This window comes from Alteromonas sp. MmMcT2-2 (assembly GCF_022348305.1).
Classification (GTDB): domain Bacteria; phylum Pseudomonadota; class Gammaproteobacteria; order Enterobacterales; family Alteromonadaceae; genus Alteromonas; species Alteromonas macleodii.
This window is the reverse complement of record NZ_JAKRFA010000063.1, coordinates 1-14,994: the sequence shown is the minus strand read 5'-3', so window position 1 is coordinate 14,994 and position 14,994 is coordinate 1. Positions and strand designations below refer to the sequence as shown.

12 protein-coding genes are annotated in these 14,994 nt (G+C 44.4%); 4 read left to right on the top strand and 8 right to left on the bottom strand.

The genetic code is table 11. The features are described 5' to 3' along the window. The first annotated feature begins 508 nt into the window (after positions 1-508). Positions 509-1,657 (top strand): iron-containing alcohol dehydrogenase, encoded by a 1,149-nt coding sequence (locus MHM99_RS19545; protein ID WP_168463295.1) that lies wholly within the window; start codon positions 509-511, stop codon positions 1,655-1,657. On the opposite strand, the gene MHM99_RS19540 is transcribed toward MHM99_RS19545, so the two are convergent. The 7 genes from MHM99_RS19540 to MHM99_RS19510 form a co-directional block, all read right to left on the bottom strand. Continuing rightward, the gene (locus MHM99_RS19540) at positions 1,654-2,421 is read right to left on the bottom strand and encodes a DUF1080 domain-containing protein (protein ID WP_168463294.1); all 768 of its coding nucleotides are present in this window, start codon (positions 2,419-2,421) and stop codon (positions 1,654-1,656) included. The genes MHM99_RS19545 and MHM99_RS19540 overlap by 4 nt on opposite strands. A gap of 65 nt (positions 2,422-2,486) precedes the next feature. After that, positions 2,487-3,104, bottom strand: a complete 618-nt coding sequence (locus MHM99_RS19535; protein ID WP_131138197.1) for a gluconate 2-dehydrogenase subunit 3 family protein — start codon at positions 3,102-3,104, stop codon at positions 2,487-2,489. Then, complete coding sequence (locus tag MHM99_RS19530) at positions 3,104-4,789, bottom strand: GMC family oxidoreductase (protein WP_020745225.1); 1,686 nt, start codon at positions 4,787-4,789, stop codon at positions 3,104-3,106. Before MHM99_RS19530 ends, MHM99_RS19535 begins: the two co-directional genes overlap by 1 nt. 44 nt (positions 4,790-4,833) lie before the next feature. Then, positions 4,834-5,763 (bottom strand): TIM barrel protein, encoded by a 930-nt coding sequence (locus tag MHM99_RS19525; RefSeq protein ID WP_168463293.1) that lies wholly within the window; start codon positions 5,761-5,763, stop codon positions 4,834-4,836. Beyond that, positions 5,756-6,973 carry a nucleoside permease gene (locus MHM99_RS19520; RefSeq protein ID WP_020745223.1) on the bottom strand — a complete coding sequence of 406 codons (1,218 nt, stop codon included), beginning with the start codon at positions 6,971-6,973 and terminating at the stop codon, positions 5,756-5,758. The genes MHM99_RS19525 and MHM99_RS19520 overlap by 8 nt, the downstream gene beginning before the upstream one ends. 26 nt (positions 6,974-6,999) lie before the next feature. Continuing rightward, positions 7,000-8,067: a sugar phosphate isomerase/epimerase gene (locus tag MHM99_RS19515; protein ID WP_168463292.1), complete on the bottom strand. Its 1,068-nt coding sequence runs from the start codon at positions 8,065-8,067 to the stop codon at positions 7,000-7,002. A 36-nt stretch (positions 8,068-8,103) separates the two neighbouring features. Then, on the bottom strand, positions 8,104-9,258 hold the full coding sequence (locus MHM99_RS19510) for a Gfo/Idh/MocA family oxidoreductase (protein WP_168463291.1): 1,155 nt from the start codon (positions 9,256-9,258) through the stop codon (positions 8,104-8,106). Positions 9,259-9,634: 376 nt separating this feature from the next. Here MHM99_RS19510 and MHM99_RS19505 point away from each other — a divergent pair, with 376 nt between their 5' ends. From MHM99_RS19505 to MHM99_RS19495, 3 genes are all read left to right on the top strand, one after another. Then, positions 9,635-10,639 carry a LacI family DNA-binding transcriptional regulator gene (locus MHM99_RS19505; RefSeq protein ID WP_239220344.1) on the top strand — a complete coding sequence of 335 codons (1,005 nt, stop codon included), beginning with the start codon at positions 9,635-9,637 and terminating at the stop codon, positions 10,637-10,639. Positions 10,640-10,693: 54 nt separating this feature from the next. Further along, positions 10,694-11,647, top strand: coding sequence for a sugar phosphate isomerase/epimerase (locus MHM99_RS19500; protein WP_239220343.1), 954 nt, complete (start codon positions 10,694-10,696; stop codon positions 11,645-11,647). A 63-nt stretch (positions 11,648-11,710) separates the two neighbouring features. After that, complete coding sequence (locus MHM99_RS19495; RefSeq protein WP_014947959.1) at positions 11,711-12,034, top strand: DUF3392 family protein; 324 nt, start codon at positions 11,711-11,713, stop codon at positions 12,032-12,034. A gap of 18 nt (positions 12,035-12,052) precedes the next feature. On the opposite strand, the gene MHM99_RS21425 is transcribed toward MHM99_RS19495, so the two are convergent. After that, positions 12,053-14,890, bottom strand: coding sequence for an ATP-binding protein (locus MHM99_RS21425; RefSeq protein ID WP_239220342.1), 2,838 nt, complete (start codon positions 14,888-14,890; stop codon positions 12,053-12,055). Positions 14,891-14,994: the final 104 nt, after the last annotated feature.

Here is a 14,994-nt window from a genome sequence, read left to right as displayed (position 1 = left end):
TCAATTAAATATATCGAAATATGAATCGTCGTTGTGACACTCTTAACGAGTGCCCACACAGATTGTCTTGTCTAAATTTTTAAAGAACATTCACTAGAAGCCATTGCTTCTTAGTGACCCACCCTGTTCGAGTGAGGTGCGCATTATACGCTGGAAGTTTTTGTTGTCAACACTTTTTGAAAATTTATTTTCTGAAGCGCTTCTTCTAAACTCCCGTCTTTACTGGCCTATAAAGGTAGTAGAGACTTACTTCAGGAGGCTTGCTGTTTTGCTTTTCCCCCGAAGCGGATGCGTATTTTAGGGAAATGAGCGCTCACGTCAACAAGTATTTTAAAAAAATCCTTATTTTTCGATCGTTTGCATAAACAATGCGCAATACGTTCATAAAAACCACTAATTCACCGTGCTTTTCACGATCTATAAGGTTAGTTAATTGGTAAGTCACGCTGTGTACTATAAATTAATAGAACAGTATTTGAACGTGTACGTGGATTATTGAGGGGTTTGCATGAAGGTTTCTGAATTTAAAACCGCTGGAAAACTCATAACGGGTCTTGGCGCTATTAAAGCCCTCACGGATGAAATGGCGAGATTATCCATAAAGGAATGTGCCATCGTTACTGACAAGGGCGTTTCTTCATCTGGTCTTCTTGAGCAACTACTCACACTATTACCCTCTTCACCCTTACTTATTATTGATGACATTCCACCTGAGCCTGAAGTGAATATCATAGAAGATAAGTTAGCGATACTTCGTGAGAAGCAAGTAGACGGGATTATCGCTCTTGGCGGAGGTAGCGCTATTGATAGTGCAAAAGTACTTGCAGCTACATACGATCATACTGGCTCCCTCAGTGAACTCTTCGGTGAAAATACGCTTTCAAAACGACGTTTGCCTCTTATTGTTATCCCCACTACTGCCGGTACAGGTTCAGAAGTTACCAATATTGCTATCTTGTCAGATCCGATAGAACAGATGAAAAAAGGAATTGTTAGCCACTGCTTGCTACCCGATGTTGCGATCGTTGCACCTGAAATGACAAAAACCTGCCCCCCGTCCATTACAGCAGCGAGCGGTATAGACGCATTCGTTCACGCGCTTGAAGCTTATATAAGTGTAAATGCCAGCCCAATTACCGACGCATTAGCAGAGAAAGCACTGAAGCTTATCTTTAATTCATTACTTCACGCTTATAATAACGGTGAGAACTTATCAGCACGTGAAGATATGGCCACCGGCAGTTTAATGGCCGGTCTTGCGTTTGGAAACGCGGGCGTGGGGGCAGTACATGCCTTAGCTTATCCACTAGGGGGACGGTTTCATCTGTCACATGGCATGAGTAACGCGGTAATGCTACCTCATGTATTGAAAGTAAATGCGCCGTTCTGCCAAGACAAACTTTATTGTGTGGCTAAGCTTTTAAAGGTATGTGAGCGCCACCACTCAAAAGAGGAAGCAATTAAACTGTTATTAGTTGCTATAGAAAAACTGTGTCGCGACGTAGGCATTCCCGCTTCACTCACCCACTTTAATATTCCACCTTCTTGTGTAGGGGAGTTAGCAGAAGAGGCGAGTAAAGTAACTCGCCTTCTTCGCAATAATCCCAAGCAATTGAGTATTGAAGAGATTGAAGATATCTATCGGCTAGCTTTTTAAAGTGGTCTTACCCACATATTCTTAAAGCTTACTAAGTTGCCGTGATCTTGTAATTGAAGCGGTGCGCATCCGTGAGCTTTGTACTTAGGTGCACCGATCCATTCTGTTGTCCCTTGAATTTCAGTATGATTCTGAACCACTACGCCGTTATGTATTACCGTAACATAACCTTTCGTTGCTAGCGCTTCACCGTTAAAGGTAGGCGCTTTATATATGATGTCGTAAGTTTGCCATTCGCCAGGCGCCTTCATAGCGTTAACTAAAGGAATAGTTTGCTTATATACGCTTGCCGCTTGTCCATTGGGATAGGTCTTATTCTGATATGAGTCCAAGACCTGAATTTCATATCGCTGCTGCAGGAAGATACCACTGTTATTGCGCTGTTGTCCTTCCATACCTGCTTCTGGCTGTGGCGCTTTCCACTCTACGTGCAACTGAACATCACAGAACTCTGCTTTTGTTTTGATATCGCCTGTTCCTGGCTTCACTGTTAGAACACCGTTTTCCAGCGTCCACTTAGCATCACCTTCCTTTACTGAAGTCCAGTTAGATAGGTCATCACCAATTAAAGAGATGGCATCAGAGGGCACGCCTGCCTTATCAAAAGAAACCACTTCAGGAACAGGTTCCCAAACTTCCGTTTTAGAGGCCTGTTGTTCGCGGGTTAACCGCGATTCGCTTTTCTCAGTATCTGCATCTGTCGTTGCGCATGCAGAAAGTGGCATAAGCAAAGCGACAGTTGAAGCGACGAGTGTTTTATTCATAGTGTCAGTACCTTGTTTTATCCGTTGTATAACTGTGTTGTGTTTGGCTGCTCGATAGCGCAGGTTTAGGTTGCCCACGCTTTGTCGCCCTTTTTATAAGGGAATGCACCGTCGTAACGTCCAGGAATAGCCACATATCGAAGTACCTTAGTCGCGCCAACTTGAGACGTGAAAAAGCAATAAAGTGTTAGCTGTTTTAATAACGTAAAGTAGTGAGGGGTTGGCTCATCGGTGCCTGGCTCCCACTGACTTGGCTTTCCTGTTTCAACACCTTGATAAACACCGTTAGCAAGATTCGCCGCTTTCGCTTCTACATCTAGGTCGTTAAATAAAGCCTCTCGTTCTTGCTTGGTAAGCTGAACAAATTGCTTGTTGAAACGACTTTGACATAACGAAGATATTTTCTTAATGCCATCAAGAAAGGTTTTCTGAAGCAAAGGTGTGTAGCAATCGGTTATCAACACAGCCATTGTCGCGCCAACGTTGGCCGCTTTTGCTCCAGGCGTGTCAGTTTGAGGAATGATCACCTCACCCATTTCATTCAGCAAAGCCACATCTTTTTCATTAAATAATGTGTCGCTAAGCGGTACAGCGGGCACATCTGTGTAGGCAAGTACATTACCTGCGAACAATGCTGTGCCTGTAGCAGTTGCTATGAGTTTAAGTAGTTCTCTGCGTTCCATTATAGATTTCCTCGCTTTAACTCTTCTACGGCAAAGTCTGCGGCTCTCGCCGTTAATGCCATATAGGTCAGTGAAGGGTTAACACAGCTGGCCGATGTCATTGCCGCACCATCGGTCACGAATACGTTCGGTGCATCCCATACTTGGTTATGCGCGTTAAGCACAGAGCTTTTAGGATCTCTTCCCATACGCGCCGTACCCATTTCATGAATGCCCATACCAGGTGCGTAGTCTGCATCCCAGCCTTGAACATTTTTAAGGCCAGCCGCTTCAAACATCTCAATAGCGTCTTGCTGCATGTCCTTACGCATCTTAAGCTCGTTTTCTTTAATCTCTACATCCATTGCGAGTACTGGTAAGCCCCATTTGTCGGTGACTTTTTTATTCAAGTACACTTTGTTTTCGTGATACGGAAGAATTTCACCGAAGGCTGTCATGCCTATTGTCCAAGGACCAGGCTCGGTTATCGCATCTTTAAGCCCAGCACCTATACCAAGTTCAGCTATGTCTTTGCGCCAACCTGAGCGGCTTGCACCACCTTGATAACCAAATCCACGCAAGTAATCTCGCTTATCACTTCCCCAGTTTCTAAACCTTGGCACATAGAAGCCACTCGGTCTGCGACCGTAGGTATATTTGTCGTCAAAGCCTTCTACGTCTGCCGAGGCACCTACTCTAAAGTGGTGATCCATAACGTTGTGACCCAACTCGCCGCTGCTGCTTCCTAAGCCACCGTCCCATACGTCTGTGGCGGAATTCATCAGTACCCACGCCGAGTTAAGTGCTGACGCATTTACAAAGATGATCTTGCTTTTAAATACATAGGTTTCGTTGGTTTCAGCATCGATAATTTCAACGCCAGTCGCGCGTTTCTTGTCTTTGTCGAACAAGATCTCTTTTACTATCGAAAAAGGTCGAAGGGTTAAGTTACCTGTTTTAACCGCAGCTGGAAGCGTAGATGCTTGTGTACTGAAATAGCCACCGAAAGGACAACCCAACCAGCACTTATTGCGGTATTGGCAATGAACACGCCCTTCTTCGGGCTTGCTTTGTGTCATGTTTGAAGTGCGGCCATGCACCATGTGCCGCGCGCCTTCATAGGCCTTTTTCACCCGCGCCGCGACACTTTCCTCTACAATGTTCATTGGCATTGGCGGCTGGTAAACACCATCTGGCAATACATCCAAGCCGTCGCGATTACCACTGATACCCGCGAATTTTTCTACGTAGTCATACCATGGTGCCAAATCGTCGTAGCGAATAGGCCAGTCGACTGCAATGCCTTCTTTAGCATTGGCTTCGAAATCTTCTTTGTTCAAACGGTAGCTTTGGCGTCCCCACAACAGTGAGCGTCCACCTACATGGTAGCCTCTGTACCAGTCGAAGCGCTTGTCTTCGGTATAAGGGTTTTCTTTTTCGTTTGCCCACATACCGTACGTTTTTTCATTTAGCGGGTAGTCGCGCTTAAGCACGGGATAATCCACTTTCATTGCTTGAGTAGGCAAGTCTCGGTGAGGAAAATCCCAATCTTCTTTGTGCGCATTTTTATAATCTTTAATGTGCTCGATATTTTGGCCACGTTCTAACATGAGCACTTTCAGGCCCTTCTCAGTTAGCTCCTTAGCAGCCCAACCGCCACTGATACCAGATCCAATAACTATTGCATCATATTCGTTACTCGCCATAACACGTCCTTAAAACTTAATTCGTCGCTGTGCCTGTTCGCACGTTACACATCACAGATATGGATCGCTTGTTGTAGCGACGCTATTCTGTTGGCTTTGGTTTTCGGTGTGGGTATAAACTCTTGTGCTAAGTAGCCTTTAAATCCGGTCTCGACAATGGCTTTAGCAATTGCTTCGTAATTGAGTTCTTGTGAAGCATCTATTTCGTGACGCCCAGGTACGCCGGCCGTATGGTAATGGCCAAAGTACTGATAGTTATCTCGAATAGTTCGGATGATATCTCCCTCATTAATTTGCATGTGGTAGATATCGTAAAGCAGTGAGAAGTGCTTAGAACCTAGGCGTTTGCAAAGTTCTATCGCCCATGCAGAATTGTCGGCCATGTAATCAGGGTGGTCGACTTTGCTGTTAAACAGCTCCATGAAAATCACTACGTTGCGTTTTTCAGCATGAGGTAAAATGCGTTTTAACCCTTTAACCGCATTTTCCAGTCCGTCTTCTCGTGACATGCCTCGGGCATTGCCGCTAAAGCAGATAAGGTTTGTATAACCTGCATCAGCGACCAAATCGATGTGCTTTATATAACGCGCTTCTAGTTCGTCGTGGAGCTCACTGTGAATGAAGCCGTCTTCAAGACTTATCTCGGCGCCGTTACACATAGAAGAGTCGATGCCGTACTGCTTTAGCACAGGCCAATCTTCAGGACCTACCAAGTCAATGGCTCCAAATCCTAATTGCTTAACGGTTTGGCACAACTCTTCAATGCTTAAATCGCCGTAGGTCCATCGGCTTACCGAATGGTTTACATTTCCTTTAAGCGGCGTATTCATGGTGTTGCTACCTTTCGTGCCGTTTGTACTCGCTGTAGCAGGCATCGCAGTGGCTAAACCAACTGCTGCTAACCCTGTTCCGGCAATGCCTGCTCCTGTCATAGCCATACTTTGAAGTAATTTTCTGCGGGTAATGTTATGCATCTGCGTTCACCTTTTCCTTTCTGAACAGAATGGCGAATAGCACTAACACAACCGCTGCAAACCCTGCTGGGAATAACCAGACCTGCTGCCAACTATGCGCACCGGTTTCCATCGTGTAGGTGTCGGTAATTGCGCCTGCCACTGCAAAGCCCACCAGCATACCTACGCCATATGTCGCTAAGGTAATTAGCCCCTGCGCTGCACTTTTTACGTTTTCTCCCGCCTTTGCATTGGTATAGATTTGCCCTGATACAAAGAAGAAGTCGTAACAAATACCGTGCAGTGCAATACCAACAATAAGCATGAACAAGCCTTCGTCAGCGTTCCCGAATGCGAACAGTGCATAACGAACAACCCACGCTGCCATGCCTATCACCAATGTGGCTTTAATACCGAAACGGTTCAAAAATACCGGCAGAGCCAACATGAACAATACTTCGGAAACTTGACCTAGTGTCATTTTGCCCGTTGCATTTTCAACGCCTATTTCAGTAAGGAATGGGTTCGCATTCTGGTAGTAAAACGCCAGTGGAATACAAATAAGTACAGATGAAAGAAAAAATACAAAGAAGTTTTTGTCTTTTAACAGTGCCAACGCGTCCAAGCCAAGAATGTCGCGAATAGTTACCGCTTTACCGCTAGATTGAGGTGGCGTGTTTGGCAATGTAAAACTGAATACGCCCAACATTAGCGAGGCAACGCTGCACAATAAGAACGTGTTTTTGAGCATACCATCGGCAATAGACTGTGCAGAATCCCATGAGAAGACATAGCTAATCATAAGGCCTGCCACAATCCAGCCGATAGTGCCCCACACACGAACTTTTCCGAACTCTTTTGACGGGTCGACCATTTGTCCGAATGACACTGAGTTAACCAAAGCAAGCGTAGGCATGTATGCAATCATGTATGCCAACACATAAGGGTAAAAGCTGGCGAAATCATTCGCTTGGTACATACAGTACATAAGCACGGCGCCAACAATATGTAGTAAGCCGAGGATCTTTTCTGCATTAAAGAACCGGTCAGCAATAAGGCCCACAATAAAGGGGGCAATGATGGCGCCCCAACTTTGGGTTGAGAAAGCCATGCCGATTTGTCCACCGTTGGCAGACAGGGTATTTGATAAATACGTGCCTAATGTTACAAACCAGCCTCCCCAAATGAAGAACTGGAGGAACATCATCAAACTAAGGCGTAGGGTTATCATAGTTATTGTTATCCTATTGATGGCGCTTAGCGCTCAAGGCCTAAAATACGATTATTCTTCGCTTCGCTTACGTCTCCACCAGCAAAGTCGTCAAACGCATATTTGCTTGGCTCGATAATGTGTGAAGCGATAAACGGTGCGCCTTCTGCCGCGCCTTGCGCACTGTCTTTTAAGCAGCATTCCCACTCTAGTACTGCCCAGCCTGTGAAGCCATACTGGGTAAGCTTGCTGAAAATACCTTTGAAGTCGACTTGGCCGTCGCCAAGGGAACGGAAACGTCCCGCGCGGTCTTGCCAGTCTTGATAGCCGCCATACACACCGTTTCTACCGTTCGGATTGAATTCGGCGTCTTTAACGTGAAACATTTTGATCCGGCTGTGGTAGCGGTCAATAAAGTCAAGGTAGTCAAGCTGCTGTAAAACAAAGTGACTTGGATCGAAAAGAATATTTGCTCGTGGGTGGTTATCTACCGCTTTTAAAAACTGTTCGAACGAAGCGCCATCGTGCAAGTCTTCCCCGGGGTGAATTTCGTAGCATACGTCAACACCCGCATCGTCGAATGCATCGAGAATGGGTTTCCAACGCTTGGCTAATTCAGCAAAGCCTTGCTCGACCAAGCCAGCAGGACGCTGAGGCCACGGGTAAACCAAGTGCCACATTAACGCACCAGAAAAGGTAGCGTGAGCTTTCAATCCTAAGCGCTTGCTGGCAATAGCCGCACATTTGAGCTGATTAATTGCCCATTCGGTTCGCTCTTGTGGCTTGCCGTGCAAGTGTGCCGGCGCAAAGTTATCGAATAACTCGTCGTAAGCGGGGTGAACCGCCACTAGTTGACCTTGTAAGTGCGTAGAAAGCTCAGTGATTTCTACCCCTGCGTCTTTACAAATTTTAGCAATGTTGTCGCAGTACTCTTGGCTCTCAGCTGCTTTTTCTAAATCAAACAGACTAGGATCGGTAGGTACCTGTATTCCCTTGTAACCAAGCGACGCTGCCCACTTCGCCATATTCTCGAGCGTATCGAATGGCGCGTCTTTTCCCATGAACTGAGCAAGGAAGATAGCAGGCCCTTTTATTGGTTGTTGGTTAGTAGCCATAAACGCTCACCTTTTTCATTGTATGTTTTAATTGCATTACTGCGTTCCTTCCTGACTGACCGACTCCCATTTGGTGTCGCTGTCAGTACTGGCAAGCATGGCATCTATAAATACCATTCCGCGTATGCCTGAATTTATTCCTGGAACGCCATCAGCTTTGCCTTTTTGATTCGCGCGTACCGCTTTAGCAAAATCGGTATACAAGTTTGCCATTGCTTCTAAGTAACCCTCTGGGTGGCCAGCTGGAACACGGCAACGTGCAGATGCAGCATCACATAACCCAACTTGACCTTGGCCGGCTCTATACACTTGATAAGGGGCATCAACAGGGCGATAGATAACGGAGTTTGGCTCCATTTGACGCCACTCTAAACCGCCCTTGTCACCGTAGACACGGATCTTCAACGCGTTTTCTTCACCAGCACATACCTGTGAAGCAATCAACACGCCCGACGCACCCTTCTTAGTTTTAATAAGCGCGGCGCCGTCGTCATCTAATCGGCGTCCTTCAACATGCGTATTTAACTCGCCACAAAGCGAGGTAACACTGTCGTTTAATACAAACTCAACAAGTCCAAAGGCATGAGTGCCGATGTCGCCCATTGCGCCCGTTGCGCCAGAAATTGCTGGGTCGGTACGCCATTGCGCTTGCTTATTGTGCGTTTCTTCTTCGCCAGACAACCAGCCTTGCGGATACTCAACATACACTTTTCGAATTTTGCCCAGCTTACCGCTTTCAACGAGATGACGTGCTTGCCAAACCATAGGATAACCAAGGTAGGTATGAGCCAAGCCGTATAGCGATTCACTGGCGTGAATAACATCTTGAAGCTCTTTTACTTCTGCAAAGCTAACGCCTGCTGGTTTTTCACAGAAGACATGAAAGCCCGCCTTAATTGCGGCGAGTGAAATAGGTACGTGAAGATGATTAGGCGTTACGATAACCACAACCTGCATGCGCTGCTGCTCAGGTAACTTGGCTTCTTCTTCTAACATTGTTTGCCAACTGCCGTATGTACGCGATGTAGAAACATTCAACGCAGAAGCAGTACGCATATTATTTTTTTCGTTGCGGCTAAATGCGCCACACACCAACTGGTAGTTCCCATCTAACCCTGCGGCATGACGATGCACGGCACCGATAAACGCGCCTTCCCCGCCTCCGATCATTCCCATTCGAATTGGTTGCATTGAAATTCCTCTGTGTGCAAACGCACTATTGGTGTTACTAATGCCACAAAATGTAACCCGTTACATTTTAATGGTCAATACAAAAAACAGCATTTTATTAATCTAAAGTTTACAAATAGTGAGGTAACACTTGGGCTTTGCTACCTTTAACCGCCTATTCCTGCACCAAATTTGAACATAAAGCTAGCTCAAATTTACATAAATCCTACAAATAACCTTTGACGTTTTAATGAAAGTGCGTATTCTTTTGCTTAAAATGAAAACGGTTACATATTAATTTCACGTAAATTTTGAATTCGCTACCATCGTATAGACCACACCTCTGCTGGGTTAGGTTTACAATGCGCGAGTGAATTAACAAACAACAATAACGTAAATGGCAAATATTAGAGATGTAGCAGATAGTGCCGGCGTATCGGTCGCTACCGTATCAAGAACATTGCAACAACCTGAGCGTGTTTCTCCTAAAACGCGCAATAAGGTGATGGCCGCTGTTCAGGCAGTTGGATATAAACCTAACTTAATGGCAGTTAAGTTTCGTTCGGGAAAAACGCACAATTTAGTGGTACTGGTGCCTACGGTAGCGAACGTATTTTTTGCCCGTGTTATTAGCGGTATGCAGGAAGCGGCAGCCGAACTGGGCTATTCCATTTTACTTGCCAATACGCTTGGTAATAGTGAAATAGAAAGCCATTACGCCAAGATGGTAAGTACTTCTCAGGCTGATGGGCTTATACAGTTACGTGCGCACAACCCATTTGATGCCACGATGATCAACGACAATGGCCTACTTCCCATGGTGAATGCCTGTGAGGTGATTGACGATGGCCAATATCCTGTTGTGTCGTTAGACAACCGTGCAGCAGCCAAAGCAATGACCGAGCACTTAATTTCATTAGGCCATACCCGTATAGCCATGATCAAAGGACCTAATTCAAGCCCGCTTACCCAAGAACGCTTGGTTGGATATAAAGACGCATTAGCGCAAGCCAATATTACCTTTGATGAAAGCTTGTTGTTCCCGGGGGATTTTACATTACAGGCCGGATACAACGCAGGGGAAACCATTAGTCACCTTGAAAATAGACCCACCGCCGTATTTTGTGAAAACGACGAAACGGCTATTGGTGCCATGCAAGCCTTTAAGCAAGCCAACCTACATGTTCCTAATGACATATCGGTGGCAGGTTTCGATGACATTGCGTTTTCAGCATTTGTCGACCCACCGCTAACCACTATTGCCCAACCTGCAGAAGAATTTGGTAGAACGGCGGTTACGCTACTGGTGGACCTTCTTAACGGAAAAATTCGCAAAGCCCCCAAAGTTATTATGCCGTTTGAACTTATTGTGCGAGAGAGCACGGGCAAAGCTTTGGGTTAATTGATGATAGCGATGCGTCATCACCTATGTACCACTACAGAAAAGGAGCAAGCAGTGAATTTAAGTAAAACAAACTTAAGTAAGACAGCTATTTTAGACGCGGCCAGTAATATTGGCTCTGGCGTTTCAAGACGACAGTTCATTAAATATTCATCTGGTTTACTGGCGGCTATGAGCGCTCCTGCTGTTTTGGCACGTACTAGTTCGGTTCAGGGGCATGGCAGTGATAAAGGAGCTATGATGAAGGGCATGCACAAAAGTGCTGTTGGTCTGCAGCTTTACACGCTTAGAGATATTATGAAAGTAAGTGTGCCGGCTACGCTTAAACTGGTTGCAGATGTTGGTTATTCGGAAATGGAATTTGCAGGCTACTTTGACCATAGCGCAAAGGAAATTAAGCAACTGCTTGATGACAATGGCCTCACTGCGCCTTCGGCTCATATTCAGTTAGACGCGTTCGATACTAACCTGTCACAAATTTTAGATGACGCACAAACCGTTGGTCACAAGTACTTGGTAGTTCCTTGGCTTAGCGAAGCCCAACGTGGTACGGGAATTGCTCCATACCAAGCCCTTGCCGATAAGCTAAATACCATTGGTGAAGCCTGTAAGAAGGAAGGTATTACTCTTGCCTACCACAACCACGATTTCGAATTTGAAGTACGCGACGGTAAGACACCATTGGACGTGCTTATAACTCAGACCGACCCAGACCTTGTTGCCTTGGAACTGGATTTATACTGGACGGTAAAAGCAGGTAAAAACCCCGTTGATTACTTTAAGCAGTACCCAGGCCGCTTTAAACTTTGGCATGTAAAAGATATGGCCGAAGACGGCAGTTTTGCTGATGTGGGCACAGGCACCATTAACTTTAAAGAAATATTCGCGCACGGCAAGTTAGCCGGTATTGAACATAAATTTGTAGAGCGCGATCAAACCACCGACCGCATTGCCACTATTGAGCAAGGCTTTAAAGCAGTAAGCGCACTTAATAAAGGCGTTAGTTAACGCTTTTGACCTTACCGTGGTTATAATGGGCACACAGTAAAAACGTCATAATGTAGTAATTTTATGAGTGAACTTTTCAGTGCCCTTTCTCGCGCCTTAAGCCCCTATTACACCGAAATGAGCATTATGCTTATGGCCACTATTTTAGTGGTGTACGGCGACCTGATTAACGGCCATGTAAAACGCATACTGGCACCTTACCATTTCACCATTCGCGTTAGTTTGTTTGTAGTGCTGTGTGCCTTTGGCTATGGTGCACTAACTTTGTACGGCGCTCCGTTCTTAAAACACACCCTAGCCTACTTGCCCTGGCAGTACCAAGGTGCAGGCTATGTGGCATCGTTTCTATTGATTGGCTTTTTGGCGGAAAGGCGTAGGTATATATAGTTCTTTTAGATACTACCTTTACGCTACTGTTTTATTGTATTGCTCCACAAACTTTTTGGGTGGTAAGCTCATAACCTTTTTAAAGGACGTCGAAAAATAAGCTGCGGTGCCGAAGCCAACGTCTAGGCAGGTATCTAGAATGCTATTTCCCTCTAACAGTAACGGAATAGACTTTTCGATCCTGAAGCGTGAAAGAAACTCGCTGAAGTTGTATTCAAACAACTCTGACATTCTTCGGTTCAAACTTCTAGGACTTATCAATAACTGCGAGGCAGCTTGGTCTCTATTGAATGATTCATTGTGGTAGTTCTTTTCCAATACTGCGATAAAGTTCAAAAAGAACGCCATATCCTTTTCGTTATCAAACTCGGGGATTTTCAGGCATCCAAATTTAAATGCAGGCTCTTCGCTTTCCTCTTCCTCGCGCTCTTTTGCCTCTCTGATCGACAATAAATGCTCAACCCTAAGAGTAATTTCCTCTTTTGATGCAGGTTTTGCCAAAAAGTAGTCCACTTTTTCTTCTAGCGCTGATTTTTCTAATTCAGTTCCGGTTTCCGCAGTTAACATCAATATGGGAATACTGGCATAGCTGACGTTACCGCGAATTTCTCTTATTAAACTCAGCCCGTCCATTTCGTGCATCATTTGATCTGTGATAACTAGATCGACAAGATAATGCTGCATGACATCTAACGCCTGCACACCATTTCGCGCAACTAAACAGCGATATTGGGTAGAAAACAGATCAAATAGATAAGAGCGGAACTCTCTGCTGTCATCAACTATTAATAGTGATTTCTTGTTCGATTTGGCATTTGCGGGTGACAATTTTTCAGCATGCGAATTTACATACTCAATATCATCAATGGGTAACGTTACGGTAACTTTAGTTCCAATGCCTTTCTGACTCTCTAACGCAATTTCGCCCTGGTTCAGTTCAACTAAGGTTTTCACCATTGCTAAGCCAACACCATGACCTTCATGCTCACTATTGCCTTTAGTGAATCGCTCGAATACTTTTTTGTGAAAGTGCTCATCAATTCCTTCTCCGTCATCACTAACGATAACTTTAAGCACTTTACTATCTTGTATAGCGGCTACTTTTATTGTGCCAAGTTCTGGTGTGAACTTAATTGCATTTTGAATTAGATTTGCCAGGATTTTCTCTAAGCTGTCGTTAATGAGCGATATTTCTTTTTTCCCTTTAATACGTAATTCTAAATTCTGCCGCTTCTGCTTAGCTAATGGCTCTAGCGATAGGACGATAAACTTTATGTTATCTGACGAGTAGGATCTGTAGTAGTCGGCTGCCGCCAAGGCTTTAGGGACATCTTGACTCATTTGATTAATCAACTGTTCGACCCTTTTCATATTGTCCTGAACACATATCAGTTCTTTGCTCGCTGCATAAGCTGTTTTGGATATGCCTTCTAACGATCCATTGATGAGCTGAATTGGGGTGCGAAGTTCGTGGGTGATTTCGTTAATGAAGCGCTCTTTGCTGCGAAGCATCTTTTCAAATTTTGATTGCCCATCTGTTATTTCGTAGCGGGTAAGATGGTTGTAGAGTTTAGTAGTTTTGAATTTGTTATATAGCCTGCCTAAAACCCCTACTCTCCACAAACCCAAAACCCCAGCCAATATAAATAAATATATAGTAAAGCCGATATAAGAAGCCCAAATAGGTGGATCTATATCAAAACTAATTGTCAGTTCATTTGCAGTACTTTTATCTGCTGGAACCCGGACTCTAAGAGTATGCACACCAAAGTTCATATCACTCAATGTTAAATTCATTACAGGTTTATTGTGAGAAACCCAAGCGTCATCATCTAATTTAAATTCAATACTGCTGCTTTCATTGTAGACATCACTGACGATAAAGTTGAATGTTACTTCCTTAAAGCTACTTTTAAACTTGAAGTCAAAGTCCTCAGGAAAATATGTGGTATGCCGTCCTTCTCCATCTCCCCATTGAACATAACTAAGGATAGTAGACATCTCCCCAATTGAATTTGCATTGAGACTTTCAATTAGCTTTTCTTCATCCAACAGGTAACTATATTTATCCCCCTTAACTAGCACTTTTTCACCAAGCGCTTCAAAGCTCTTATACTCAAAGTCTGTATCGAAGAGTCCAAAACGAATACCCACTTTAGAAGCTGAGTTGCTTATATTGGGCTTAACAAACAGGCCCATATTAGACGCTACCCAGAGATTTTTCCCTTCAGTAACCATGGCGCCTCTAATGAACCTTAGTTTCTCTAGGCCCAATATCGTGGAAGAGCTAACTTTTCCATTTTTCTTGTTGATTTCTTTTAGTCCAGCACCTGATGTACATACCAAATAGTTTTCTTGAAACTCTATTAAACATTGAAGCCCGAACCAGCCACCTTCTTTAGAGGTAACAGTACGCCAATTGAATTTGGACAATTGAAAATGAACATCATCAAATTCATCAATCGCAACGATTTCTCCTCCACTCAACAAAGAGCTAAAGACCACTTTGTTTGGGGCTTTAATTATGTCACGTATGGTGTTGTCAGCGATATAGTAGTAATTGGCATCGAGTCCATCGTCAAAGTAGAAATAAAAGGCATTTTTACCGGATTCTATATAATGGGAAAACTCGCTATTGCAGAGAACAGAAGGGTCTATTTCATTGAGACGTATAAACGCTCTTTCCTGCCAAGAGGTACAAAACTCTGCCTTATCTTTCTCCAAATGAGTATTGACTAACTCCCCACTCTTCTCGTTTAACTGAAAGAGACCTTTTTCAGTTCGAACTATAGTTCCGTTTTCATTTATTGATGTCTTTTGAATATTTTCCCTTACAACGCTCCCATTAAATGACACTAGGTTCTGAGCTATCCCCACGAATAGTAAAATAAAGTCAAAGAGTTAGGGAACATTCATGGCATTTGGTGATCAGATCTTTCGCCAAAAAAAAACCAACACAG